This window comes from Zhouia amylolytica (assembly GCF_900116365.1).
Classification (GTDB): Bacteria; Bacteroidota; Bacteroidia; order Flavobacteriales; family Flavobacteriaceae; genus Zhouia; species Zhouia amylolytica.
Map to the genome: position 1 here is coordinate 11257 of NZ_FPAG01000005.1, position 26957 is coordinate 38213.

Annotated in this window: 25 protein-coding genes, 1 other RNA gene and 1 pseudogene; 13 read left to right on the top strand and 14 right to left on the bottom strand. The window is 36.0% G+C overall.

Annotated features, from left to right (window positions below; translation table 11 throughout):
- Positions 1–11 precede the first annotated feature (11 nt).
- On the top strand, positions 12–3245 hold the full coding sequence (locus tag BM361_RS08760; protein WP_074978283.1) for a glycoside hydrolase family 2: 3234 nt from the start codon (positions 12–14) through the stop codon (positions 3243–3245).
- Positions 3246–3484: 239 nt separating this feature from the next.
- Here BM361_RS08760 and BM361_RS08765 read toward each other — a convergent pair whose 3' ends face one another.
- A complete protein-coding gene (locus BM361_RS08765) occupies positions 3485–3895 on the bottom strand; it encodes a hypothetical protein (RefSeq protein ID WP_074978285.1) in 411 nt (136 codons plus the stop codon).
- 504 nt (positions 3896–4399) lie between these two features.
- On the opposite strand from BM361_RS08765, the gene BM361_RS08770 reads away from it, so the two are divergent.
- On the top strand, positions 4400–5533 hold the full coding sequence (locus BM361_RS08770) for a HEPN domain-containing protein (protein ID WP_139226666.1): 1134 nt from the start codon (positions 4400–4402) through the stop codon (positions 5531–5533).
- A gap of 38 nt (positions 5534–5571) precedes the next feature.
- Positions 5572–5901: a hypothetical protein gene (locus BM361_RS08775; protein WP_074978289.1), complete on the top strand. Its 330-nt coding sequence runs from the start codon at positions 5572–5574 to the stop codon at positions 5899–5901.
- 3 nt (positions 5902–5904) lie between these two features.
- Here BM361_RS08775 and BM361_RS16980 read toward each other — a convergent pair whose 3' ends face one another.
- A complete protein-coding gene (locus BM361_RS16980; protein WP_175496565.1) occupies positions 5905–6081 on the bottom strand; it encodes a hypothetical protein in 177 nt (58 codons plus the stop codon).
- A gap of 368 nt (positions 6082–6449) precedes the next feature.
- On the opposite strand from BM361_RS16980, the gene ppk1 reads away from it, so the two are divergent.
- Together ppk1 and BM361_RS08785 are read left to right on the top strand one after the other, a co-directional pair.
- A complete protein-coding gene (gene ppk1, locus BM361_RS08780; protein WP_038262365.1) occupies positions 6450–8558 on the top strand; it encodes a polyphosphate kinase 1 in 2109 nt (702 codons plus the stop codon).
- Between the two features lie 97 nt (positions 8559–8655).
- Positions 8656–9564, top strand: a complete 909-nt coding sequence (locus BM361_RS08785; RefSeq protein ID WP_038262366.1) for a Ppx/GppA phosphatase family protein — start codon at positions 8656–8658, stop codon at positions 9562–9564.
- Between the two features lie 256 nt (positions 9565–9820).
- On the opposite strand, the gene miaE is transcribed toward BM361_RS08785, so the two are convergent.
- Positions 9821–10402, bottom strand: a complete 582-nt coding sequence (gene miaE, locus BM361_RS08790) for a MiaE family protein (protein WP_074978291.1) — start codon at positions 10400–10402, stop codon at positions 9821–9823.
- A gap of 348 nt (positions 10403–10750) precedes the next feature.
- Between miaE and eboE the strand changes: the two genes are divergently transcribed.
- The gene (gene eboE, locus BM361_RS08795; protein ID WP_038262372.1) at positions 10751–11950 is read left to right on the top strand and encodes a metabolite traffic protein EboE; all 1200 of its coding nucleotides are present in this window, start codon (positions 10751–10753) and stop codon (positions 11948–11950) included.
- Here the strand turns inward: eboE and BM361_RS08800 are convergent.
- Positions 11951–13697 (bottom strand): annotated as a pseudogene (locus BM361_RS08800) (DNA polymerase III subunit gamma/tau). It lies immediately after the preceding gene.
- 272 nt (positions 13698–13969) lie between these two features.
- Between BM361_RS08800 and rnpB the strand changes: the two are divergent.
- Positions 13970–14268, top strand: an RNA gene (gene rnpB / locus BM361_RS08805) — RNase P RNA component class A.
- Between the two features lie 38 nt (positions 14269–14306).
- Here the strand turns inward: rnpB and BM361_RS08810 are convergent.
- From BM361_RS08810 to BM361_RS08830, 5 genes are all read right to left on the bottom strand, one after another.
- Entirely contained in the window at positions 14307–15059 is a 753-nt protein-coding gene (locus BM361_RS08810) for a hypothetical protein (protein WP_074978292.1), read from the bottom strand.
- A gap of 18 nt (positions 15060–15077) precedes the next feature.
- Positions 15078–15581, bottom strand: coding sequence for a nuclear transport factor 2 family protein (locus BM361_RS08815; RefSeq protein WP_074978293.1), 504 nt, complete (start codon positions 15579–15581; stop codon positions 15078–15080).
- 153 nt (positions 15582–15734) lie between these two features.
- Positions 15735–16277: an RsmD family RNA methyltransferase gene (locus BM361_RS08820; protein WP_074978295.1), complete on the bottom strand. Its 543-nt coding sequence runs from the start codon at positions 16275–16277 to the stop codon at positions 15735–15737.
- Complete coding sequence (locus BM361_RS08825) at positions 16278–17108, bottom strand: DUF3822 family protein (RefSeq protein WP_038262387.1); 831 nt, start codon at positions 17106–17108, stop codon at positions 16278–16280.
- Positions 17086–17736 carry a hypothetical protein gene (locus BM361_RS08830; RefSeq protein WP_038262391.1) on the bottom strand — a complete coding sequence of 217 codons (651 nt, stop codon included), beginning with the start codon at positions 17734–17736 and terminating at the stop codon, positions 17086–17088. Before BM361_RS08830 ends, BM361_RS08825 begins: the two co-directional genes overlap by 23 nt.
- 117 nt (positions 17737–17853) lie before the next feature.
- Between BM361_RS08830 and BM361_RS08835 the strand changes: the two genes are divergently transcribed.
- The gene (locus BM361_RS08835; RefSeq protein ID WP_074978296.1) at positions 17854–19278 is read left to right on the top strand and encodes an ATP-dependent DNA helicase; all 1425 of its coding nucleotides are present in this window, start codon (positions 17854–17856) and stop codon (positions 19276–19278) included.
- 10 nt (positions 19279–19288) lie between these two features.
- On the opposite strand, the gene BM361_RS08840 is transcribed toward BM361_RS08835, so the two are convergent.
- From BM361_RS08840 to BM361_RS08850, 3 genes are read right to left on the bottom strand one after another with little or no spacing between them, the layout of a single operon-like run.
- Positions 19289–20311 carry a hypothetical protein gene (locus BM361_RS08840; RefSeq protein WP_074978298.1) on the bottom strand — a complete coding sequence of 341 codons (1023 nt, stop codon included), beginning with the start codon at positions 20309–20311 and terminating at the stop codon, positions 19289–19291.
- Positions 20308–21492, bottom strand: coding sequence for a M20 family metallopeptidase (locus tag BM361_RS08845; protein WP_074978300.1), 1185 nt, complete (start codon positions 21490–21492; stop codon positions 20308–20310). Before BM361_RS08845 ends, BM361_RS08840 begins: the two co-directional genes overlap by 4 nt.
- Entirely contained in the window at positions 21489–22100 is a 612-nt protein-coding gene (locus BM361_RS08850) for a flavin reductase (protein ID WP_074978302.1), read from the bottom strand. Before BM361_RS08850 ends, BM361_RS08845 begins: the two co-directional genes overlap by 4 nt.
- Before the next feature lie 183 nt (positions 22101–22283).
- On the opposite strand from BM361_RS08850, the gene BM361_RS08855 reads away from it, so the two are divergent.
- The 5 genes from BM361_RS08855 (at position 22284) to BM361_RS08875 (ending at position 25587) form a co-directional block, all read left to right on the top strand.
- Positions 22284–22850: a DUF4126 domain-containing protein gene (locus tag BM361_RS08855; RefSeq protein WP_074978303.1), complete on the top strand. Its 567-nt coding sequence runs from the start codon at positions 22284–22286 to the stop codon at positions 22848–22850.
- 125 nt (positions 22851–22975) lie between these two features.
- Positions 22976–23704 (top strand): 3-deoxy-manno-octulosonate cytidylyltransferase, encoded by a 729-nt coding sequence (gene kdsB, locus BM361_RS08860; protein ID WP_074978305.1) that lies wholly within the window; start codon positions 22976–22978, stop codon positions 23702–23704.
- A complete protein-coding gene (locus tag BM361_RS08865) occupies positions 23695–24393 on the top strand; it encodes an HAD family hydrolase (RefSeq protein ID WP_074978307.1) in 699 nt (232 codons plus the stop codon). Before kdsB ends, BM361_RS08865 begins: the two co-directional genes overlap by 10 nt.
- The gene (locus BM361_RS08870; RefSeq protein WP_074978308.1) at positions 24393–25022 is read left to right on the top strand and encodes a chloramphenicol acetyltransferase; all 630 of its coding nucleotides are present in this window, start codon (positions 24393–24395) and stop codon (positions 25020–25022) included. Before BM361_RS08865 ends, BM361_RS08870 begins: the two co-directional genes overlap by 1 nt.
- A 58-nt stretch (positions 25023–25080) precedes the next feature.
- The gene (locus tag BM361_RS08875; protein ID WP_317039396.1) at positions 25081–25587 is read left to right on the top strand and encodes a 1-acyl-sn-glycerol-3-phosphate acyltransferase; all 507 of its coding nucleotides are present in this window, start codon (positions 25081–25083) and stop codon (positions 25585–25587) included.
- 30 nt (positions 25588–25617) lie between these two features.
- Here the strand turns inward: BM361_RS08875 and BM361_RS08880 are convergent, their stop codons facing one another.
- Positions 25618–26343, bottom strand: a complete 726-nt coding sequence (locus BM361_RS08880) for a YebC/PmpR family DNA-binding transcriptional regulator (protein WP_038262414.1) — start codon at positions 26341–26343, stop codon at positions 25618–25620.
- A gap of 169 nt (positions 26344–26512) precedes the next feature.
- Positions 26513–26800, bottom strand: coding sequence for a 4a-hydroxytetrahydrobiopterin dehydratase (locus BM361_RS08885; RefSeq protein ID WP_038262416.1), 288 nt, complete (start codon positions 26798–26800; stop codon positions 26513–26515).
- Positions 26801–26957 lie beyond the last annotated feature (157 nt).

The window sequence follows — 26957 nt, forward strand, 5'->3', positions numbered from 1 at the left end:
TTAGATTAAGTATGTTTAAAAACATTGTTTTATTCACAGTATTAGTATGCAATCTGACATTTCTGCAAGCTCAGGAAAATGTGCTCGACCTTTCAGGTGACTGGCATGTCAGCCTGAGTGAAGAGCGGCCGGAGATTGAAAATACAACCGATTATAAAAAGGAAGGGATAATCAGATTGCCTTCCTCATTAACACAACAAGGCTATGGTCTGAAAACGAAAGGGTCCGATTTTGGAGTGCTGACTCCAACCCATAAATATTTGGGTGTAGCCACCTTCGAACGAAGCATCGAGATTCCCAAAGATTGGAAGAACAAGGAGTTTCAGATTTTTTTAGAACGGGTGCTTTGGCAGTCGAAAGTATATGTGGATGGAGTGGAGTTAAGCACTCAGGATGCCCTTGGGACACCGCATATTCATAACATAGGAATACTTACTCCAGGGAAACACCAACTTAAAATAGAGGTTAATAATGATATGATCCATAATATCGGAGATAAAGGACATGCCTATGGTGCCTATACTCAAAGCATCTGGAATGGAATTGTAGGAAGAATGGAACTCATGGCACACGACCCTACTCATATCACTGCACTCCGCACATATCCCTTGCTGGAGAGTGATCAGTTACGTGTAGAATTGGATATCACGGCAGCCAGAAAAGAAAAAGGGAAACTGTTTATAGATATCAGTGAGTTAGGCCATAAAGATGTGGTTAAATCTTTAGAGGTATCCTATAAACTGGAAGAAGGAAGCCATAAAAAAGAAGTGGTGCTTGATTTAAATGGAGCACTTAAAAAATGGAATGAATTTGACCCCACGGTCTATATACTAAATGCCTGCCTTAAAACAAAAAGGTTTGATGACAGCCGGGAAACTGAATTTGGATACCTTAAAATAGGCCATAACGGAACCAATATTCTTATTAATGATACTCCGGTTTTTTTACGAGGAAACCTCGATTGTGTACACTTTCCGCAAACAGGCTATCCGTCAGCCAAAGTAGAAGATTGGGAGCGCATATTTAAAATATATAAAGATTACGGACTGAATCATGCAAGGTTTCATTCCTGGTGTCCGCCGGAAGTAGCTTTTAAAGCAGCCAACCGGGTAGGGATTTATTTGCAGGCAGAGGCCTCAATTTGGATAGATTGGTGGATGAGTGTGGATAATACAGACCGCGGACGTCCTGAAATGAATACCAAAGGGTTCCCACAAGGACTGGGGAAAGACCCGAAACGCGATCAGTTTGTAATCGAAGAAATGAATCGCGTAGTCGATTATTATGGAAACCACCCGTCCTTTACCATGTTTTGTATTGGTAATGAGTTGGGTAACTCCGATTTTGATGTGATGAAAACGTGGGTGAAGGATTTGAAAGAAAAAGATAACCGACGACTGTATTCAGTTTCAACAGCCAGAAAGATTACGGAGGTAGACGACTATATGGCTACCCATTACATACAAAAAGTAGGTAGAACAAGAGGGTTGAATGGACCTCATACGGATTGGGATTTTGAGAAAGTATATAGCCAAATGGATATTCCTATCATTGCTCATGAAATAGGACAATGGCCGGTATATCCGTCCTGGAGTGAAATAGATACTTATAAAGGTGTTTTGAAGGCCAGAAACTTTCAAGAGTTTAAGGCAATGGCTGAAAAAAATGGAATAGCCGATCAGGCAGATGATTTTAAAATGGCTTCCGGAGCCCTGAATCAAATCATGTATAAATATGAAACGGAATCATTCTTAAGAACAAAAAGCTGCGCAGGAGTACAGTTGTTGAGCATGCAGGATTATCAGGGACAAGGCGAAGCTTTAATCGGTTGGTTGGATGCGAATTGGAATAGTAAGGGGATAACAACACCTCAAAAGTTCAAAGAACATTTCAATGAAACGGTACCCTTGCTGCGCATGAAAAAGATGGTGTGGACCTCTAATGAAACCTTTGAAGGCGCTATTCAATTATCGCACTATGGACAGTTTCCAATAAAAGAAGGACACCTTGTTGCTAATATAACAACAGCATCGGGCAAGCTTCTGAAAACCAAAGAGTGGAAGTTAGAAGACCTTGAAATAGGAAGCCTTACAGATGTCGGTAACCTATCTATGTCTTTAAAAAATATAAACAAACCACAACAACTTAACATTGCAGTAAGTCTGAAAGGAACAGCGTTTAAAAATGAATGGGATATATGGGTGTATCCTCCTGAGGTACCGGAAGCAGACCATAAAGAAGTTATTGTTTCACAAATGCTGGATGATGAAACTCTGGAAGCCCTGAAGAAAGGAAAGGACGTTTTGTTAATTGCCAATAATTTGGGTACCGACGCTACCAGTGTCGATCTGTCTTTCTATCCGCTTTACTGGTCTTTAACTTTTTTCCCCGGACAAGGTAAAACAAGTATTGGTCTGCTATTGAAAGATAAGCACCCTGCATTTAAGGAATTTGTGACCGATTTTCATAGTGATTGGCAGTGGGAAACCATTATGAATGGATCTAAAGGATTTATCCTGAATGATACTCCAAAAACATATAAACCTATAGCACAGGTAGTGGACGATTTTCATAGAAACAATAAAGAAGGTGCTATTTTTGAATTTAAAGTAGGGAAAGGTAATTTACTGGTATGTGGATTTAATGTAGCAAACAGCGAATTACCGGTGGCAAAACAACTTTTATATAGCCTCAAATCTTATGTTGCATCGGACGACTTTAAGCCAGCAACCGCTATTGAAGAAATTGCATTGAAAGAACTATTTCCTTTTATCCCGGAAGCAGATGATGTAGCTGTAAAGGGAGCATTCAAGAATGCTGTTCTTCAGGTTAATGCAGCCGAAAATTTAAAGGCTTTGAATGAAAGTGTAGCCTGGGAAATAGTTAACGATGAGATTCTGGTTCAAAAGGAGGTGTCTTATAATGTAAAAGCCGATGGATCCTGGAAAGATGATGAAGGAACAGCCTGGCACGGAAAAGAAATTACAGTTACCTTAAAATGCCCTGAAGGGATGTTAGGTAGTTTTTATGTGCTGTTTGATGATTGGAATAAGCAGGGCCGTGAAGGGATCCTGGAGTTTGAAGGCCGTAAAGTACAGTTAGGAGCTCATAGTGCTAATGGAGGTCAATGGGTAAAGTTTCATGTAATGAGAGAAGATAGTAATGATGGAAAACTGATTTTAAAGGCAAAAGCAACCAAAAGTAACAATCTGATGATTCGTGAAATAGTACTGGAAAAGGAATAATAGTATTTCGAAATACTTTATGATGGATAACATGCCCGTGCAAAACTATGTTTCGCACGGGTTTTGTTTTTATGTAAGATTAGAGCATCATTCGTAAGGTTATAATTGGAGGACAAAGCCCGACGAAGTAATCTTTTCAATTGGAACACGAACCTATACGAGAGACTGCTATGCTTTTACAAAGCTCCTACCGACGAAACATCATAACATCTTAACCCCATAACAGCACAACAAATAAATCACTCCCCCTCCAAATCTGAAATACGTTTTTCTAAAAACAACTTTAACTCTTTTAAGGTTGCATTACTTTCTTTCAATGCTTCATTAGCCTCTTTTAATGCTGCAATCCGTTCCTCTAAAACAGTTATTTTTTCCCGCAATTGATATTCAGACGAATCTTCAGCAATAGGATGTAGATCATCCGGAGTTTGAGGTTTAAACATGGGACCTTTCCCCATAAGAATCCACGAAGGATTGTAATTGGGATAATTTTCAACCAGCGCTGCGAGCCATTTGGTTTGAATGTCAGTTTTATTTTTCAGAGCTCTGGAAAGCACTCCCTTACTCGCACCTATCTGCTTCTCAAGCGCAGAGATCGTAATCCCTTCGTTTTGAGCAATCAAACCGAAAACTGTTAAAATTGTACTCATACAGTGAAATTAATCAACATTTACCCATTATAGGTGAAAATTATCATTTATATTTGCTTATAAATACATCAATAAAACGATAATAAATCTACAAAAAAATAAAGAAATAGCAGTGGTATTTGTGAAGATAAAGATTACAATATGTGCTATAGCTTAAAATAGTAGAAGGAAATAATATAAGATAATGGTTATGGGAATGACGTTTTAGCATTTATTCATTCCGGTTTTTAATAATTCTAAGCCAATCCTTTTGGCATTTGTCCCATAACAGACGATTACATTTTTTATGGTATCCGGCCATACAACGATTCACATCTTATTAAATAAGGTTTACGATCCTTAATGTGTTTCATTGAGTAATACATCTGTATAGTTGCTCATCTAAACCTCTTAAAAATCAGGGTATAAATTTATTTCGTGATCGTAACCTATGGTATAAAAGCACCCCGAAATAGAGGGGTCGCATGCTTAAAAATAAATAGAATCATAAATAAAAAGGAAACCATGGAAAATCAAATCGTCAGCAAAATCACCGGTCTACTCGAGGTACAATGCATTTATCTATCTGAATTAATAATAAGAAAGGCCCGCCGGCCTTTGTACGTGATTATCCTTGCGGGAAACTGCTCCTCCTTAACCCGGGAACTGGCCACTATGGTGGCTAAAATATTTCAGGAAGGAACCACAGCTTTATATCGAATATTCTCTTTGGAATATGCCAGTCAGCAACTAAAAGATCACAATCTCTTTTTTATGGAGCATTGTAGGTCCGAATGTCTTAAATTTTCCAGTTCTGGAGAAAAGTCAGGGATTGTAGCATATGCAATGACCCAATATGCTTTTGAGAACCAATTGAAAAGGCATCAAGGAGAAAGTAATAAAATTGAAGCTTTTAAAAGTGGTGCCGAATTTTTTCGGAAAAATCAAAACCATGCGCAGGCTGCTTTTATGTATCATCAGTATATAGAACTTTGGTATCGCTATTTGGCCCTTTCCTTTATGGGCAAGGAGCGTAAAAGTCATAGTATAAAAGAACTTCAGGTTTATTTGAAAGCCTTTATACCTGAATTAGGAACTCTTTTTAATAGTGATACGGAAGAAGATCAGATAGTGTTAAAGCTCTTAGATGAAGCTTATGTTTCCGTACGCTATAAGAGTAATTATCACGTAAGCCAAGATCAGTTAATAGCCATCCAACGCAAGGCCAATACCTTACATGAGTTGGCCAATGAATTATTTCAGGAGGGCCAGGACAGGTGTCTTGGTTTTCTCGAAAATCAAGTTCATGAATCAGATTTTAAATCAAGGAATGTATTGGAAGATCGAAACTTTTTGAAAACGATTAAATCCTTGGTTAAAGAACATTATCACATGCTTGATCCCCATCCACATCGCAATGAATTATTTCGGTTCCGGGTAAATACAAAAGGTTACCTCGAGACTTCCTTTATGATCGCCAGTTTACTCAAGGTTTGTGCCTTGGCTTTAGACGGGCAAGACGATACGAATATCATGGTAAATAATGCAGGAGGTGATGTCAAAGAGGTGCTGACCCTCATATTGAATCTCATGCCTTACGAAGAAATGAGATTTCTCGACAAGATGCGATCCGTAATAAAGGAGGAGAAAGTTAAATAATATTAAAAAATTGCAATAATAATATAAATAGTCATTTTATGAATACGAACGAAGAACAGCTGATTAAGGACTTAAAGCGGCATGCCAAAGACCATACTCCTACCTTGCAACCCCATTCCTTTTTTAATGACCGATTTCAGGTAACCTGTTTTTATGTGAAAAACCATGAGGACTTGCTATTATCCGTTAGATCATTATTATACCTCTGTAAACGAATCTTGGATCCGGAAGATGATATGGAGAAAGCACCAGAATGGATCGAAAAGGATTATATACGCCAGGCACTATCCATAGCCAATCGTTTAATGCCCTTGGGAGATGAAGCCTTATTGGATCATATAAATAGTTTTTATCAAAAAGAAAATTAATCCTTAAATCTTAATAATATGATATTCTACCGTAATTAAGAGGAGGACCATAGCGCTATGGAGTAATCGCATTACCGTATGTGGATCTTTTTCAAGAGATTCCCACGCATTTTCAAGGCTCGCATAGGCATAACTGCATATCTGGATTACAGGACTGCAAAAAAAGTCACTTGTAGCCATTATTGCACCTTTTTGCCGCCATGTTTAAAACGATCTATTTCTTATTAAAATGTTTATTTAAAGGGTGTTTGGACTTTAAATCTACCTGGAAAAACCCTCATTTTAGGGTGGTTTCCTTAATAGTTCAAGCATAGTTGAAGTATGGATAAAGTATGGATAAAGTATGAGTAGGTTTATATATGTTTAAATAGATACAAAAAGTTTCACATCACTTCCTCAAAAAACACGTGATAAATACCAAATCAAACTTTGTTCATCAACATTAATCTGTTAACTTTAATGCGCAATAGATTTTCTAGGGCATTATCCTGTTAATAGATCAATCCAACTAACAATATCAAGTCATAGATAGAATTCACTTATTATATATGAATACAGTACAGAAACAATATGTAAACCGGGAAATAAGCTGGTTGCAATTCAATGCGCGCGTACTGCAAGAGGCTGCTGATGAGTCTGTTCCTTTAATTGACAGACTTCGTTTTGTAGGTATATTTTCCAATAATCTCGATGAGTTTTTTAAAGTTCGTTATGCTACGGTAAAACGAATCGCCCAAGCCGGTAAAACAGGTAAGAGCGTATTGGGTGGAGCAAACGCCAAGGAACTCCTGGATGAAATCACTCAGATAGTAATCAAGCAACAATCGGAGAGTCTGTCAATTTTAAGACGTATAGAATCGCTGTTGATCGAAGAGAATATCTATATGATTAATGAAAAGGATGTGACTCAAAGACAAGGTGAATTTCTAAAGAGCTACTTCTTAGAGAAAGTTAGCCCCGCCTTAGTCACCATCATTTTAAATGACCTCGATAAAATACCGCTCCTAAAGGACAGTGCAGGTTATCTGGCTGTTAAAATGGTTATGAAAACTAAAAGTGAAGCCAAAGGAGTCGGACGATTTTTCACCAATGTAACCAATGAAGTGCAATACGCTCTTATTGAAATACCACGCACGGTTGACAGGTTTGTGGTTTTACCCAATGAGGGTGATAAAAGTTATATTATTTTCCTGGATGACCTTATTCGGTACAACCTGGGAAGTATATTCAGCATCTTTGACTATGAATCGCTATCGGCACACATGATAAAAATTACCCGTGATGCCGAACTGGATATCGATAATGATTTGTCGAAGAGTTTTATTGAAAAAATTTCCTCCAGCGTACGTGATCGAAGAATAAGTGAGCCGGTACGCTTTGTATACGATGATCACATTGAAAAAGATACACTCAAGTTTCTTAAAGATAAAATGGGAATCGAAGAAACAGATAGTGTGATTCCCGGAGGACGCTATCACAACCGTCGCGATTTTATGAACTTTCCAAGTTTGGGTAGAACCGATTTAATGTATAAGCGATATCCGCCACTACCCATTGTTGGATTGAGTATGGAAGGTAGTTTGCTGGAACAAATAGGTAAAAAGGATTACCTGCTTTATGCACCTTACCATACCTTTTCGTATATCATCAGGTTGTTAAGGGAAGCAGCCTTAGACCCAAAAGTTAAAGCGATTAAGATTACTGTTTACCGTCTTGCTGAAAACTCCCAAATAGCCAGCTCCTTAATTAATGCGGTTAAGAATGGTAAAGAGGTAACGGTACAAATTGAGTTACAGGCCCGGTTTGATGAAGAAGCTAATATTCAATATGCCGAACAATTACAGCAAGAAGGAATAAAGCTTATATTCGGGGTGCAAGGGTTAAAAGTGCACTCTAAAATATGCCTGATAGAACGAGAAGATGCAGGAAAACTTATGCGCTATGGGTTTATTAGTACAGGAAATTTTAATGAGTCTACAGCAAAACTGTATACCGACTATACACTGTTTACAGCGAACCAACCCATCTTAAAGGAGGTTGCGAAAGTGTTTAATTTCTTTGATACCAATTACAAAGTTCATAAATACAAACATCTGATTGTTTCGCCGCACTATACCAAAAGTGTATTCTCGAAATTAATTAAGCAGGAGATCGATAATGCAAAAGCAGGTAAGGAAGCATTCATCAAAGTAAAGATGAATAGTTTTACCAGTTACAAAATGGTTGACCGACTTTATGAAGCCAGTCAGGCCGGTGTGAAAATTCAACTTATCGTTAGAGGAACCTGCTGTTTGGTTCCGGGAATTGAAGGCCTGAGTGATAATATAGAAGCCATCAGTATCGTTGATAAATATTTAGAGCACCCCAGATTGTTTATCTTTGGCAATGGAGGTGATCCGAAAGTGTATATTTCTTCAGCCGATTGGATGACCCGTAATTTAGATTACCGGGTTGAGGTCGGATGCCCGATATATGATGAAGATATAAAACAAGAGCTGATAGACACCTTTAATATCAGTTGGAGTGATAATGTAAAAGCCAGAGTACACTCTATAAAACAAGATAATGCATATCGATCCAACAAAATGGTGAAGGTGAGATCGCAAGTCGCTACCTATGAGTATTATTTAAAAAAAATGACTCATATAGAGAACTGATAAAAGATATATTGTATCTTCTAAAATAGAAATGAAAATTAAGACCCGAATGAATTAAGTGTTGAAGCTTAATTTCAATAAATAAAATTGTAAGCGAATGAAAATCCGAAAATTTGCCGCCATAGATATAGGATCGAATGCTATTAGATTATTAATACATAACGTTATTGAAGACGAGGGTAAAGAAACGCAATTTAAAAAGAGCTCTTTGGTGAGGGTGCCTATTCGTTTAGGACAGGATTCTTTTACTGTCGGAGAGATATCAAAAAACAATGCTACCCGAATGGTGGAGGCCATGAAGGCTTTTAAGCTGTTAATGAAGGTGCACAATGTCGAAAAATATATGGCTTGTGCGACGTCAGCTATGCGAGAAGCCAACAATGGAAATGAACTGGTCGAAGCCATTCAACAAAAATCAGGAATTGAAATTGAAATTATAGATGGTAAAAAGGAAGCAGCCATTATTGCCTCAACCGACCTTCATTTATTGATAGAAAAAGATAAAACATACCTTTATGTAGATGTAGGAGGAGGGAGTACAGAGTTTACTATTTTCAACCAAGGGCGAGTGTTGGCCTCCAAATCGTATAAAATAGGGACAGTTCGCCTGTTAAATGAAATGATCACGGAAGAAATCTGGAGGGATATAGAAAAATGGATTAAAAAGAATACGAAGGATTATAAGAAGGTAGAAATAATAGGTTCCGGAGGTAATATCAATAAACTGTTTAAAATGAGTGGACGTAAACCGGGAACACCTCTTTCGTATATCTTTTTAAATGCTCAGTATCAGTTCTTGAAAGAATTAAGCTATGAAGAGCGTATTTCCGAATTAGGATTGAATCCCGATAGGGCGGATGTGATTATTCCGGCAACTCGTATTTACCTGAATGCCTCAAAATGGAGTGGTGCCAAAAAAATACATGTACCTAAAATAGGACTATCGGATGGTATAATAAAACTGCTTTATAGTTTAGAGAAGGACAAGGAATTGGCACTATTGTAGTCAATTAAATTTAGCAGATCCAAAAACATTGAGATACCAATTATACTAAAAGCTAAATAGAAAGAGGCGATCTTAAGCAGCGTAAAACTGCAGGGAGATCGCCTCTTTTAATTTTTATACCTAACCGATTCCTTTCAAGCTTTTTGATGTTATAAGCATTTGTGAATGAACGTGTCACTCAACTAATATTGCCAGGGTAGTGATAAAGTATAATATGGTTATGGTGATTTAAACTTTCATACTCATTTAAAGCCGTTTAACCATGCATGGTTGCATCTTTGCTCAGTTCTTGCATGATTTTAGCTTCAAACTCCAATAAGTCTTGCCATTTTTGGTCTACTTCTTCACGATCCCCATACTTGCGGGCAAAACCTAAAAACATGGTATAGTGGTTTGCCTCACTGGCCATAAGGTTTCTATAAAACTCAGAGAGTTCCCGATCGTTAAGTTCTTCAGATAGTAGGCGGAAACGTTCACAACTTCTCGCTTCGATAAGCGCAGCATATAATAAACGATGCACTAATTGAGTGGTTCTGTTTCCTCCTTTAGGGAAAAATTTCATCAAGCGGTTTACGTATTCATCTTTACGATCTCTACCCAAAACCCATCCGCGCGCTATAATTTTGTCGTGAACCATTTTAAAATGGCTGATTTCTTCTTTTACCAAGGCAGTCATCTCCTGTACCAATTCAGTGTATTCGGGAAACTGTACAATTAGTGATATAGCTGTACTGGTTGCCTTTTGTTCGCAATAGGCATGATCTGTTAAAATTTCTTCAATATTCTTCTCGACAATATTTACCCAGCGGGGATCTGTTGGAAGTTTTAAACCGAGCATTGTTATGTGTGATTTTAATTAAAATGTTTTTAAAGTTCTTATGCTGAGAGTTTTATATCGATAAATATATTTCTTTATCGAGGATTTAAACCTCCGAGCTTCATCAAAACTTACCTTAGCACCATATAATAAGGCAAAAATAATGTTTTTAAAAACATTTTAGCCAATACTCGCAATAACGAATTCCCCTGTCTTGATTGATTAGTAGCAAAATGTAATTGAGATTATTGAATATCGATTGCTCAATTATATTTTAGGCTTACTTATGATTTGTATTTGGTTAGGCAAAAAATGATATGTAAAAGTATTGTTTAAAATTAAATAGAATACGAACCAAAAACATTTCGAATGCTAATTAACGATAAATATCATTTGTCTTATAGCACCAATATTCATCCTGGAGAAGGGTGGAAGGGTACCTTTAAGAATCTGGCCGAGTATATTCCTTCGATTAAATCCAGTATTTCTGAAGACAAACCTTTTGGTATAGGTTTAACTCTGACTAATTTAGCCAGTCAAGAACTCAATAAAAATTATAATCTCATTTTTTTTAAAGAATGGTTGGAATCAAACAACCTTTATGTTCATACGATTAATGGTTACCTGTATGGTGGCGAAGCATATTCCGCTATAAAAGATGCTGTGCATTTACCAGATTGGACCACCAAAGAGCGGTTTAAATATACCAAGAGACTCATTGCGCAACTGGCACTCTTATTGCCTGAAAATATGAATGGTAGTATAACTACCTCTCCGTTGAGTTATAAACATTGGCATACTTCAGATGCTTTGTTGGAGAATAGTTATAAATCCTCTGCCAAGAATCTGGCTAAAACCATCCTGGAGTTATATAAAGTTGAGCTTAAAACCGGGAAATATATTCATTTAGATCTCGAACCGGAGCCAGATACACTTATTGAAAATAGTAATGAGGTTATCGACTTTTTTAGAGGATATTTAGCGCCCATAGCTGTTAATTACCTGGTAAAAAAATTAAAGACCAGTGAAGAAATAGCCGAGTATATGGTTTATCGTTATATCAACATATGTTATGACGTGTGTCACTTCTCATTAGTTTATGAAGAACCAGAACTAACTTTCAAAAGGTTTAAGCAAACAGGAATCAAAGTGGGTAAAGTACAGTTGAGCTCCGCTTTGAAAGTCGTTTTTGAAGAGCACAGGAACGATTTGATTATTCAGAATTTGTTCGCACTAAAAAATTCAGATTTTTTACATCAGGTTCGTGAAAAAATAGGGGATCAGGTAGTGAAATATCATGACTTTCATATGATTTTAAACAAGAAACAATTGATTAATGAAATTAGGGCACAATTCCATGTTCCTGTTTTTATAGATAAATTCGGCGCACTGAATTCAACACAGGATCAACTCATAAAAGTGATCAAGTGTCTTAAAGAGCAATCTATTACCGATCATATTGAAGTTGAAACTTATACCTGGGAAATATTACCTGAGGATTTACGAAAAGATTTAAAAGGTTCTATTGTTCGGGAATTGTGTTGGGTGAAAGAACAACTGAAGAGTTGATTAAAAATCGAGGTCAAAAGACTTTCGAAGTGTCTCAACATGAGGATTCTTTTCAACTAATTTCTGATACTTTTCCTGTGGAGTAAAAGCATATTGTTTGGCCGCAACTTCATTTACAACGATATGAAGCTTGATATCATAATTGTTTAGTTTCTTTTTCAGGTAGGTCATTAATGGATATTGATCCCGTTCTACCTCTTTTTTCATAGTATCATTAGGTAACTCAATACTAATAGTGAAATCTTCTTTTAACTTTGGAATATCAGATGATAATGAAGACGCTAAAAGTTTTTTCCCTTCTTTGTCGATTTTCAACACATATTTTTTCCAGTATTCCTGTAAGGTTGATTCCTCAAATGGATCGCTTGGTAAGTTTTCCTCATCAACAACAACATCCTGTTTCTTTAACTCGTGCTCCTTTTTTGCTTTTATACTGGATAGAGATAGTCCGGAAACTTTTTTGTCGAGATTTTTTAATTTTATTTTAGGAGCGGGCTTTGTTGCCTTTTCTGTTACTGTAGCCGTCGAAACTTCGGAAACGTTAGATGTAGTTTCATCAGAAGATGTAACCTGAGTAGTAGTTGCTGAAGGTTTTTCGTGATCTAATCTTTTTTCAAGAACCTCAGGTTCAGCACTGTGGAAGTAAGTTGCTGGAATTATGAAACGTTTACCATTTTTTTTTTTTTTCTCCATCAAAATTGATAGAGGCAAGTTCCATTAAGCAAAGTTCCACCAGCAGTCGCTGATTTTTACTGGTCTTGTAATTCAGATCACACTCGTTGGTTAGTTTGATGCATTGCATCAAAAACGGAATGGAGGTTTTTTGGCTTTGCTCTAAATACTTTTGTTTTGCCTCTTCACCAACTTCAAGGAGTTCAATGGTAGCTTGATTCTTACAAACCATCAGGTCTCTGAAATGCGAGGCAAGTCCGGCTATAAAATGGTGGCCATCAAAACCATGAGAAAGTGACTCGTTAAACTGAATTAGTAATTCCGGAATATTATTAGATAATATATAATCAGTAACCTTGAAATAAGTATCGTAGTCTAAAACATTTAGGTTTTCGGTTACAGCTTGTCTCGTTAAGGTTGTTCCTGAAAAACTTACTACTCTGTCAAAAATTGACAGCGCATCCCGCATTGCACCATCTGCCTTTTGGGCAATGATATGTAAAGCATCATCTTCTGCCTGTATACCTTGATTTTCAGCTATATATCTTAAATATTCCTTGGCGTCTGTAACCGTTATTCGTTTAAAATCAAATATCTGGCAACGTGAAAGAATAGTAGGAATGATCTTGTGTTTTTCAGTAGTAGCAAGAATAAATATAGCATGCTTTGGCGGTTCTTCCAGCGTCTTTAAAAAAGCATTAAAGGCAGCCTGAGATAACATATGCACCTCATCGATGATATAAACCTTGTACTTTCCTACTTGTGGCGGAATTCGAACCTGATCAATTAAATTACGGATATCATCTACAGAGTTGTTGGAGGCAGCATCGAGCTCAAAAATGTTAAAAGCAAAATCTTCGTCTTCACTTTGAGAGCCATCTTGATTGATCATCTTTGCCAGAATACGGGCACAAGTCGTTTTACCAACCCCTCTTGGACCACAAAATAATAAAGCCTGAGCTAAATGATTATGTTCTATGGCGTTTTTGAGTGTGTTCGTAATCGCTTGTTGTCCAACAACATCCTTGAATGTTTTGGGGCGATATTTTCTAGCCGATACTATAAAATGTTCCAACTTTGATTGTAATTTATTGAACCCGTAAAATGAGGTTTTTCAACGAGAAACAAAGTTAAAAATTGAATCCAAAATTTAATAATTCCAATCCATATTTTACCATAAGTTATTAACATCAGAAAAGACTTGAAAAGTTTAGTAATTGTGGCTTATTAATTAAATTTATAAAAGAGATTGATATTACCCCGATACTTTTCTGAATGGTCATTGAGAATACTTTAAACCAATTCCTGAAATTTAAATTAATAAGTCCAAAAAAGAAGTACCTTTGTGTCGCAGACTATCTTATCGCTGTCTCATTGAGATGGAGGAAAGTCCGGACACCATAGCGCGGCATAGCGGGTAACACCCGTCATCTACTTCGGTAGATAGGACCAGTGCAACAGAAAGAATGTACAGGTAAGGCTGTAGTGAAATCAGGTAAACTCTATGTGGTGCAACGCCAAGTAAACCAGCGCTTGAGGATCGCGCGTCCAATGTTGGAGGGTAGGCGGTTAAAGCTTTTTGGTAACAAAAAGTTCAGATAAATGATAAGACTCGACAGAATCCGGCTTACAGGTCTGCTTTTTTTGTGAATTAAATTAAAAATCCCTCTCAGAGGGATTTTTTTTATTGCGGCATATAAGATAGATCGCTCCGTATATAACCACTAACTTCTTCGAAATGAATTGCCGTTTTCATCACCTTTTCAAATAGAGCTTTTCCTTCTTCCCCCATTAATTTCATCGTCTCAGCATCCTGTTGCTCAAAACTAATGGCATCTTTGGCAGCTACTGCAACCATGAAGTAGGTTTTCATATTACCAAACCCACTTCGATACAGACGGTAATGTTGTTTTATGCCTTTATTCTTATACATGGCTTTAATCTCTTTGGCTAATGCGGTGGCTTTTTCAACATCAGATGGTTTAATTTGCCAATAATAGAATCTTCTGTATGGTTGCCCTTCAGGAGTCTGGGTCATACCATCCGGCATATAAGATAGTTCGTGATCGAGATGAAGGATATAACCGCCGTGCTCGTCATAACATTTATTGATTCTGTGAAACAGTTCATTCAGGGCATTTTCTCCCATTTTTTCAGATAATGTAGCAAATGTATTTCGATCCATATCCGCCATCTTATCAATTTTGGTTACATGAAGATACCTGAAATCATTCGTTGCCACAGAGAGCCATTTTGCATCCGGAATATTATGTTTTTTTAAATTGCTTACCAGTTCTTTTATGGCATTCTCGTAAGTAATGGCCATATTAGGGATTACTATATCCTCGTGTATTCGATAAGTTTCAACAGTGCTTCCATTTTGTGCAATTGAAGAAAAAGGAAGCATGATGATTAATAAAATGATTAGCTTTTTCATGATTATAAAGTGGTTTGATTAATTCGTGTTAGTGGTGTCCATTTGCATTCTGGATTTTTTCAATGCCTGATATATAGGTAAATGATTCCAATACCCAAATTCTTTAATTATTTTGCCGTCTTTGATCATTGCAGTAATATGATAAGGAACTTCAACTTTCTCACCTGTGTTTTTAAAAGTTGCGCTCCAGGTAGCCCACATATTAATCCAGTGGTCACCATCATCTTCAACAATCATTTCATAATAAATAGAATCTTTAGGACTGTAGGTGGATACGTCCTTTAGTCCATCTTTGAAGCGCATGATCATTTCGTCTACTGTAATAGCTTCTGTGCTATTGTGATATATTTTTGCAGTATCGACGTAATTAGCCCTAAAGGCTTCCCAATTTCCTGAATAATAACTTTCGGTATTGGATTTTGCAAGATCTATTTCAGGCGCACTGCTGAAATATTGTTTTGGTTCTTGTTCGCATGCCAGTAATAAAACAAACATGACTACGAACACATGAATAGTTTTCATAATAGTTGTTGTTTGGTTTTAATAAAATTCTAGCAGAAAGAAGTACCGTTTATGGTAGAAATACCATGGGGTAGAATCAGTTAGTTAGACTATGTCTAAGATACTGAAAATAAATAATATATGCTATTTTTTTGCTCTTGGTATTATTAGGCTTTAAGCGGGAAGTTCAAAGAAACTAAACGTACTGCCGCCATATGATTTTAAATAACTGAAATTAGGAAGTTGGCTCAAATCAGTATGTTTAGAGTGCTCTATGATGAGCATACCATCTTCCGAAAGTAAGTTCTTTGAAAATACTAATTCTGAAATTCTGGCAAATTCTTCAGTAGGGAAGTTGTATGGCGGGTCAGCAAAAATGATGTCTGCTTTTTCACTTGTTTTTTCTAAGAATCTATAAACATCACTCTTAATGGGTCTTATTGGAAAGTCGAGTTCTCTGGCCGTTTTGCTGATAAACTGAATGCAACCAGAATTCCCATCGACGCTGGTTATGTGTATCGCTCCTCTACTGGCAAATTCATAACTGATATTTCCTGTGCCGGCGAAAAGGTCTAAAACGGTGAGCTCATCAAAATAATAATTATTATTTAGAATATTGAATAAGGCTTCTTTCGCAAAATCGGTAGTTGGACGTACGGGAAGCTTCTTAGGAGCTATTAGTCTTTTTCCTTTATGTTTACCTGAAATAATTCGCATCTAAAAACTATTGAGAAGTATAAAGTGTCTATGATTAGCTATCGGTGCAAGACTATCGTTTATAGTATAGTCAATATAGCTATTTCCGAACTCAACATATTTTATATATTTATAAGTTATATCAAATAACTCACTGTCTTTTTGGATGTCTCCCAGAAGGTATAGCGTAAAATGCGCCGGATTTAATTGAAGCTGCTCAGCCGTGAAAAGAATGTAGTAAATGAAATCTTCTTTTGTTTGATAGGTATATCTGTTATAGAGAATTAATTTAGAATTTTTTGAAATGACAATTTCAAAATGACCGTTATGTACGTTCACAAACATAACTGAGTCCAAAGTTTTAGGAGCTTTATGTAATAGGTTCTCCACTAAAATTGAGGCAGTATGCTTAAATTCAAATTCTCCTATGCTGTCAAAGATAAAGTTGTTTACGTTAGTAAAAGGGACATAAACGTTTACCATTGAAGCAGTTTTAAGCTCATCGTAAGCAATAAAATCAGTCGCTAATATTTTGACATTGTATTTTAAATAATTAGCTAAATGATTTTCATTAAATAAATCTTTTGGGACGAACGAAGAAAGCTCATTATTATGAATAAGCGTTATTTTGTCGTAAGCTGTTTCGCTGAGTTTGTGTTCCTGAATGAAGGGATCTAATTGATCAATTAGTTCTTCAGGAGAAGAAATTTGCTCAAAAGACTTATGGGCTAAGCTTTCAATAGTCTTGTGTAGCGTATCAAGGATACAAAAAGAAAGTCCACTCAAGCTAACCTGAATGGACAGTTCTTTATAAGTTGTGGTAAGTATATTATTTGTCTTTCTTAGAGTCATAAATTGTAGGCCAGTTACCACTGGTACTAACTTCACTTAATGATCCAACAATAATTTCAGGTCCGTTAATATCATCAACTGAAATCACTTGACTTTCTTTTGTAACAAGATCTTTAGGCTGATCGTGTAATACTACACTCTTAGCTACTTTTGCTTCAAATACAGAAGCTTGATATCCACTCTGTTCTAATACATCAACCTTAAGGTCGAATTTCTCATTATTAGCAGCATGAGGAACATTCATTAAAGTTTTGTATCTGTCAGAATTTTTGAATAAAGAGTCTTTTACAGATTTAGTTCCCAGGGTATCAATGATCACAACCTCTTTAAGCATATCGATACGATAAGTTTCGTCGTATGCCATGTAAGATGAATCTCTTTGCTGAGTTATGGTGAATTTAGCAGTGTCAACAAATTGAATTAATTTATCAAAGCTGCCCGTATAACTTCCATTTACTGTGAGATAGGCTTCCTCAGCGTTTCTAATATCTTTTAATTTTGCAATTACGTCAGCGTAACGTTTCTTTTTTACTTTTTCAAATTTTATTGGTCCATTGATTGAATTATAAATCATGTAAGCAAAAAAGAAGCTTAACAACCAAAAAACAATTTTTAATACGGTCTTCATCTTTTTTATTAAGTTAATTTTTGTGAGCGGTTAACGCAAATCTACAATTTTTTTTTATTCACAAAAGTATTTGCCCTTAAAAATCATCCCTAACTTTGGCTCACAAACCCTTTCTTTATGAATGCAATTAAATTTTATAAACTGTTAAAGGAAAAATTCCCTCATGAACCCACTCATGTTCAAAGTGTTGTGCTTCAGCAACTCTCTGAGTTTATATTTTCAACAGACAAGAATGGGGTGTTTTTATTGAAGGGATATGCGGGAACTGGAAAAACAACAATCATTGCAGCTATTGTTAAAAATTTGTGGCACACCATGAAAAAAGTGGTTTTGTTGGCTCCAACCGGAAGAGCGGCAAAGGTTATTACCAGCTATTCTCAAATAACAGCTTACACCATTCATAAACATATATATTTTCCGAAGAAATCTAAAGGTGATGGTATTCGTTTTGTTTTAGCTCCCAATAAGCATAGGGATACGATTTTTATCGTAGACGAAGCTTCCATGATCCCAGATGCTCCGACAGATTCTAAACTATTTGAAAATGGGTCTTTGTTAGATGACCTTATTCAATATGTGTATTCCGGGCATAACTGTAAGTTGGTTCTCATAGGAGATACAGCGCAGTTACCTCCGGTTAATCTTGAAATAAGCCCTGCGCTTAGCGAAGACACTTTATCGCTTAACTATAATAAAGAGGTCATTAAAATGGAGTTGAATGAAGTAATGCGACAACAACTCGATTCAGGAATTCTTTATAATGCAACTGCCCTCAGAGAGCATATGGATAATGGTTTTTATAATGATTTCAAGTTTAACTTAAATGGATTTTCTGATATCGTCAGACTGATTGATGGTTACGAAATTCAAGATGCCATTAATCAATCTTATAGTGAAAATGGTAAAGAAGAAACGGCAATTATTGTAAGATCAAATAAAAGGGCAAATCTTTATAATCAACAAATTAGAGGTCGTATTTTGTTTTTAGAAAATGAGCTGGCCGCAGGTGATTTCCTTATGGTAGTTAAGAATAACTATTTTTGGATTAAGGCCTCCAGTAAGGCAGGTTTTATTGCCAATGGTGATATAATAGAAATCCTTGAAATTTTTGCTATTAAGGAGTTGTATGGCTTTAAGTTTGCCGAAGTTAAAGTTCAGATGGTTGATTACCCTGATATGAAACCCTTTGAAACTGTATTGTTACTTGATACTATTACTGCAGAAACTCCTGCATTATCCTATGATGATTCTAATCGATTATATCAGGAGGTAATGAAAGATTATCAGAATGAATCCTCCAATTACCGAAAGTTTTTACAGGTGAAGAATAATAAATACTTTAATGCATTACAGGTTAAATTTTCGTATGCTATTACCTGTCATAAAAGTCAAGGTGGTCAGTGGGATACTGTCTTTATTGAACAGCCCTATGCGCCTAATGGGATAGATAAAGATTATTTAAGGTGGTTGTATACTGCCGTAACCAGAGCAAAGAATAGATTATATCTTATTGGTTTTAAAAATGAGTTTTTTGAGGATTAAGAATAATAATCTATTTTAAATTTAGCTCAAGTAAATTATTTAATATTCGTTTTAAGTCAGGCTGTGTATTTGGATCCATAAGATTTAAAGCTGTGACATCGCATAGGTTTTCAACGAGCTCCCTTCCTCCCAGTGTATTGGTTGAAATACCTGTAACAATATCAGGTTTCATATTAAATGCCTTCATTAAACCATATACGGCATAAGGGTCTGAGGCACTTAAAATATTGCATTTTACATGCTTTTTAATTGCCTGAAATGCAATTTCACCATTATAAGGTTCTAAAGGAGAGGCTCCAATTTCTATAACAGCGACATCTGGATTTTCGTGACTCATCCGGCTTTTTAAATAATTCATTTTATCTTTAAAAAGTCCAGATCCACAAATAGAGGAGGGAAGTCCTGCATCTACAAAATCAATAATTGTATCTGCACCAACATCTTTAATAGCTAAAATGTCTTTATAGCGTCCCGCTCCTGCTATTTTTGCTCCAAGAACTTTTAAGCCATTTTCTTTGAAAATCTTGGTTACAATTCTAGCTGAAGTTGTTTTACCAGCTGACATTGAAGTGCCGGTAAATAAAACAACAGGGATATTAAACTCTTTTGTGGAAACGGGTTTAATAAAATCATTCATCACAATCTTATGATGGTTGCGACTGAGATGCCCAAGATATTCCATGGTAATCAATGCACTCATAAACATAGACCTGGAAGTGAGTTTACCCAATAAACCACCGGAGGTTAAAACATGCATGATCCCATCATCAGTAACTTCTTTCCAACTTCCTGTGGCCTCTAAGGTGGCATGCCTTAATCCCAGGGCTCCAATTAACACTTCTCCGCCCATTACACCCCTCATTCGTCCATTTGTTAGTTCAAGCTGCGCAGAGGGTTTTCCAATATCTATGATCTTACAGGCTACATAATCACCGGTTTCCCAAGGATCTTTATTAAGCTTTGTTACTGAATAATTTTTTTCGGAAAGATCAGAGATTCTCGTGAGGGAAGTATATATATGTGTTGAGTTCATCGTTGTAGTGGTTTTAGGTTTAACGGTTTATCTAAAATGAGGAGGGTTAGTAGTAAGGTGCGCTCCATCATTTTTTCTTTTAATATAAATTCATGTTGAGCATGTGCTCCATCTCCTGTGGTCCCGAGTCCATCCAGAGTAGCAGTGTGTAAACTTGTAGTATTTCCGTCTGATCCTCCTCCAGCAGTGGCATCCTTCAGGTTCATATTCATAAGCTTGGCCTTTGACAATGCCAAATTCCATAGGGTTTCATTGCGTTTCGTTTTTTCCATAGGTTGCCTTCCGATTTTCCCATGAATTTCCAGGGTTGTATCTGGTATCGTAGGTTTTAAACTGTGAATTTTATCACTAATAAATTTACCATCCTTTTGATTGAGTACCCTAACGTCAATAACAGCAGTACTTTCAGGAGCAACCACATTAGGAGAAATACCACCAGTAATGGTGCCTACATTTACTGTAATGCCTTTTTCAGCATCATTCATAGCATAAAGTTTTTGAATCTGATGAGAAAGTTCGACAATTGCATTCACCCCTTTTTCAGGCTCAAGCCCCGCATGTGCGGCCTTTCCTTTTACTGTTATAGTAAATCTTCCAATACCTTTTCGAGCTGTTTTTAATTTACCCTGTAATCCTAAAGGTGGTTCCAGAATATAGGCCCGGTCAGCAATGATTGCTAGCTTTTTAATTATGGATGTTGATTCTTTACTGCCTGTTTCTTCGTCTGAATTAATCAATATAACCGGGGTAACTGAGGGAGCCAATTTTAAATGATGCAGTGCTTTAATTGCGAATATTATTTGTGTTAAGCCAGCCTTCATATCATAAACTCCAGGTCCCGATAGTTTTTCCCTGGTGTCGGTCATTGGCATCGATTTAATGGTGTTTAGGCCCCAGACGGTATCACAGTGACCAATGAGCAGTTGAATGGGGATATTTTTTTTTCGTTGTTTTGGTCGGGCAAATAAATATCCACCGGATTTATTACCCGGATTTCGAAAAGTATAGTAATCGAGCGTTTCTAATTCTTGTCTTAGTAGCTCCATAATCTTATCAATGGCTGGTTTAGAACCTGTGGGAGATTCGGTTTTCACTAATAGTTTTAGGTAGGATAAGGCTTCTTCTTGCTTTGAATCTAAGAAGGTTTTAATCTCAGCAACTATTTGATTTACTGAATTCATCGTTTGAAGCCTTTAGGGAAAGGGAAGTTAAACGTCTCTGTAACCTTTGCAAACCTGCCAGGTGCAATATAAACCAGGAGGCCATGATCTTTTAGCTGAGATTGCTGGTCTTTTTCGGATTCTATGAGGTAGTTCTCATTTACCGAAGCATGAGTTATTATTCCTGAGATTATACTGTTTTCTCCAAAACCATCAATTATTTTAAAAAGTTTACATTCTAACCTTAGATAAGAATCTTTTAGAATCAGTGCGTCAATATGGTCAGATTTTAATGTAGGTAAAGCATTAATTATATTCTCTGATTTTGACGTGATTTGATCTCTTGGAAATGCCGATAAAGAGGCTATGGTAACGCTTTCAGGTAAAAGGAAGCTTACAGTGAATGTTTTGGAAACTTTTACATTTCTATAAGTTGCATGCTTTGGCGTACATACAAAACCAAAATAATTTTGGAATCCCAATGGCGTAATCATATGTTTAGGAGCCATATCATAGCCATCATTTTCTTTAGTTCCAATAACTACCAGCGGGGCTGCTATAAAAGTTTTATCCCAAATTGGAAATCCAATATCCAAAGAAACGTAATTATGATTCTTGTTTAATTTCATATCGCTACATTAATAGTTTAAATTACTGATTTTCAACCTGAAAAAGATTGATAATTATCATGTGTATGTTAGTGTTATTGTTGGTGTTACGTTATGAGTTTACGGCTTATTCTAATCAGAAATGAGTTATTTCGTTGTTCAAATAATTAGTATATTTATTGAAGATGTTCTTAAAGTTTAAATATGAATGTAGAAACTATAATTAGTATTTGTTTGGGTATAGGACTAGCGGCCAGTGTAGGCTTTAGGGTGTTTTTACCTTTATTTGTTCTTAGTTTAGTTTCGTATTTAGGGGTTTGGGATTTAAATGATAGTTGGCAATGGTTGAGTTCAATTCCCGCATTTATTACTTTGGGAGTAGCCATGTTGTTTGAAGTGTTCGCCTATTATATTCCTTTTGTTGATAATTTGCTGGATACTATAGCAATCCCCCTCGCAGCTGTTGCCGGAACAGCAGTTGTGGTATCAACAGCTTCAGATTTAGATCCGCTAATTACCTGGTCATTGGCAATCATTGCTGGGGGAGGAACTGCATCGGCAATAAAAGGGTTGTCATCAACGACTCGATTAGCTTCATCAACTTCAACAGCGGGATTAGGAAATACTGTAGTAGCAACCATAGAAACGGGTGGATCAATAGTGATGTCTTTACTATCTGTTTTTTTACCGGTTGTTTCCTTTATTATAGTATTAATGATTCTTTACTTTTTATATAAGATTTCGAAAAAGTTCAAAACTTCTAAAAATTGATTTTTCATTTAGAAGCTGTATTTTTGAAGATTAAATGTTTCAGTGAAATTATGTATAACTGAAATGTAGTGTTCTTGATTGTATTTGGAATTCTCAACGATTCTGAATGAGAAAAAAATATATAGATGAAAATTATTTCAATGATACCGGCCAGATATGCAGCCTCCCGCTTTCCGGCTAAATTAATGCAAGATTTAGGAGGGAAATCAGTCATCCTTAGAACATATGAAGCCACCTTGAAAACAGGGCTCTTTGATGATGTTTATGTGGTAACTGACAGTGATGTTATTTTTGAAGAGATCACAACAAATGGAGGGAAAGCTATAATGAGCCTAAAAGAACACGAATGTGGCAGTGATCGTATAGCTGAGGCAGTTGAAAATATGGATGTCGATATTGTTGTTAATGTTCAAGGCGATGAACCTTTTACTGAAAAAGAAAGCCTAAGAAAGGTGTTGGAGGTCTTTAATGATGATCATCATAAAGAAATAGATTTAGCATCCCTGATGACACCACTTTCCGATTGGGAAGATATTTCCAATCCAAACAATGTAAAAGTGATTGTCGATAATCGGGATTTCGCTCTTTATTTTTCAAGATCACCAATACCTTATCCCAGAGATAAGGAAGCCGGAGCTAAATATTATAAGCATAAAGGAATATATGCTTTTAGAAAACAGGCCTTGATTGAATTTCCGAAAATGAAGATGATGCCTTTAGAAGCAACAGAAAAAATTGAAGCAATAAGGTTTTTAGAGCATGGTAAAAGAATAAAAATGGTGGAAACCTCAGTAACAGGAATAGAGATTGATACCCCCGAGGATTTAGAAAAGGCATTGAAGGTATGGAAATAAAATTTGATAATATAAAGGTAATTGGATTTGACGCAGATGATACCCTGTGGGTAAATGAAACTTATTTTAGAGATACAGAACATAAATTTGCCAGACTTCTTGCCAGCTACGAAACGGAAAACAAAATTGATCAGGAATTATTCAAGATGGAGATGAAAAATCTTTCGCTCTATGGGTATGGAGTAAAAGGTTTTGTGCTTTCAATGATAGAAAGTGCCATTGACTTGTCTAATGGGAAAATTACCGTAGATACAATTTCTAAAATCCTTGATCTTGGGAAGGAAATGATAGAGAAACCTGTGGAGTTATTAGATGGTGTAGAAGAAGTTCTTAAACAGCTGAGTAAAAGTTATCGATTACTTTTGCTAACCAAAGGGGATCTTTTGGATCAAGAACGAAAGCTTGAAAAGTCCGGACTCTCGGAGTACTTTCATCATATTGAAGTTTTGAGTGACAAAAAAGAATCAAATTATAGCAACCTTTTGGAACATCTTGAGGTTGAGCATGAAGAATTTTTAATGATTGGCAACTCGTTGAAGTCTGATATTTTGCCTATTATTAATATTGGTGGGAATGCAATTCATGTTCCCTTTCATACCACTTGGGTGCATGAAATGGTGCATGAAGCGGATGATAATGGAGGGTATAAAAAGGTAAACAACATTAAAGAGGTACTGGAGATATTGTAATGGTTAAAAAACTGGACATCACCAATTGGAATCGAAAAGCACATTTTAATTTCTATAAAAATTTTGATGAGCCTTTTTTTGGGCTCACTTTCGAGGTAGAGGTTAGCAATGCATATAAACATTGTAAAAAGGAAGCGTATTCATTTTTTATCTATTACTTATACGCTGCTCTTGAAGCTGCAAATAATATCCCTGAATTCAAACATAGAATTCAGGATGATGAGGTTTTAGAATATGATAAAGTTAATGCCTCACCTACAATTAATCGGGATAATGGAACATTTGGGTTTTCTTATATGGATTATAAGGATGATTTTAAGGGGTTTTATGAGGAGGCTATAAAGGAGGTGGATAGGGTAAGGAAAGCAAATGATTTGGTTCCTGCCAATGATGCGAGTAATACGATTCATTTCTCAGCAATACCCTGGGTGAAATTTACTGCTGTTTCTCATGCCAGAAATTATAAGTTCAGTGATTCCATTCCAAAAATATCTTTCGGAAAGGTTTATAAAAAAGAAGATAATATGTTTATGCCTGTATCGGTTCATGTTCACCATGCGTTAATGGATGGTTATCATGTAGGTCTATTCTGTGAGTATTTTCAAAAAAACTTAAATAAAGAGTTTTAATCAAATAAGATAAAAGTATCCTATGAGAGCAATTTCGAGATTCATTTTTTTTAAACTAATGAAATGGAATATTTCAGGTGAATTCCCAGCTCTTAAGAAGTATGTTATTATTGTAATACCGCATACTAGTTGGCATGACTTTTACATTGGTGTATTGGTGCGAAGTATTTCTGGTTTTAAAATGAATTTTGTTGCGAAAAAAGAACTTTTTAAACCGCCGTTTGGTTGGTATTTTAAAGCGGTAGGAGGAGCAGAGCTTGATAGAACCTCCGGACAAAATAAAGTAGAGAGTATTGCCAGAATGTTTAAGGAACGCGATGAGTTCAGGTTGGCAATTGCTCCGGAAGGTACCCGAAAGAAAGTAGAGAAGTTGAAAACAGGATTTTACTATATTGCCAAAGAGGCAAATGTGCCTATTGTTATGACAGCCTTAGATTTTGGAAAGAAACAGGTGAAGATTTCGAATCCTTTTTATCCGACAGAGGATAGGGAAGCCGATTTTACAATCATAAAGAATTTTTATAAAGGCGTTAAGGGTAAGGTGCCTGAAAACAGTTTTGAATAAAAAAAAGCCGCTTTTTGCGGCTTTTTTAATTTAAGAATCTTCTGTTGAAGATGACATGGAGTGATATACGTTTTGTACATCATCATCATCTTCTATTAATCCGATAAGTTTTTCTACTTCGGCAGTGTCTTCTTGCGATAATTCTTTAGTAACCTGAGGAATTCGCTCAAAGCCAGAGGAAAGGATTTCAAGACCTCTTGCTTCCAATTCTTTTTGGATGGCTCCAAAACTCTCAAATGGTCCATAAATTAATATTCCATCATCTTCAGCAAAAATTTCTTCTACTCCGAAATCAATCATGTCCAACTCTAGTTCTTCCAGATCTATACCTTCTTGTGGAATTTTGAAATGGCATTTATGATCAAACATAAACTCCACCGATCCGGAAGTACCCAAAGTACCATTACATTTATTAAAATAACTTCTAACGTTTGCTACAGTCCTGTTGTTATTATCTGTAGCTGTCTCAATTATAACAGCAATACCATGTGGAGCATACCCTTCAAATAAAACTTCTTTATAATGATCAGTGTCCTTATCAGAAGCTCTTTTGATAGCTCTTTCAACATTGTCTTTAGGCATGTTTGCAGCCTTTGCATTTTGAATTGCTGCTCTTAATCTGGAATTGGTTTCCGGATTTGGGCCACCTTCTTTAACAGCCATGGCAATATCTTTACCAATTCGCGTAAAGGTTTTTGCCATACTGGCCCAACGTTTAAATTTTCTCTCTTTCCTAAACTCGAAAGCTCTTCCCATAGAATAGTGTTATTTAAAAACAAAATTACATTAAAATTTCTTCAATGAAAATTATGCGAATAATATTGAAAAAAAAATCTGCATTTTTAAAAAAAGCGTAGAAATGGATTAATTACATCGCTGTTTTTGGTATTTGATTTTGAGATAATGTCCGATGATTATATAAAATTTACTCTCCTTTAATGATGTTTTCAATTGAGGTAGCCATTTTAATATCTTTTTCGGTAACTCCTCCTGCATCATGAGTGAAAAGTTTTATGGAAAGATTGTTGTAAACGTTGCTCCAATCCGGATGATGGTTTTGTGCTTCGGCCTCGAATGCAATTCTAGTCATCATAGCAAAAGCATCTCTAAAACTTTTAAAGTCAAGGGAGGTGTGTAAGGCACCATCAATATAGTCCCAATACTCTAATTCCTGAAGTTTGATTTTTATAAGGTCTTCTGAAAGGATACTCATGGTTTTAAGTTTAATTGGTTATTAAGATAAAGTTAAACAAATTGATGAGAATTAAAACATCGATTTTGTAGTTCGTCCAACGAAGTGTTTTTAAGCAAGGTATTTTAGTGATTTGAAAATCATTAAATAAGAATTGAAGACACTTTCATAATAGGTG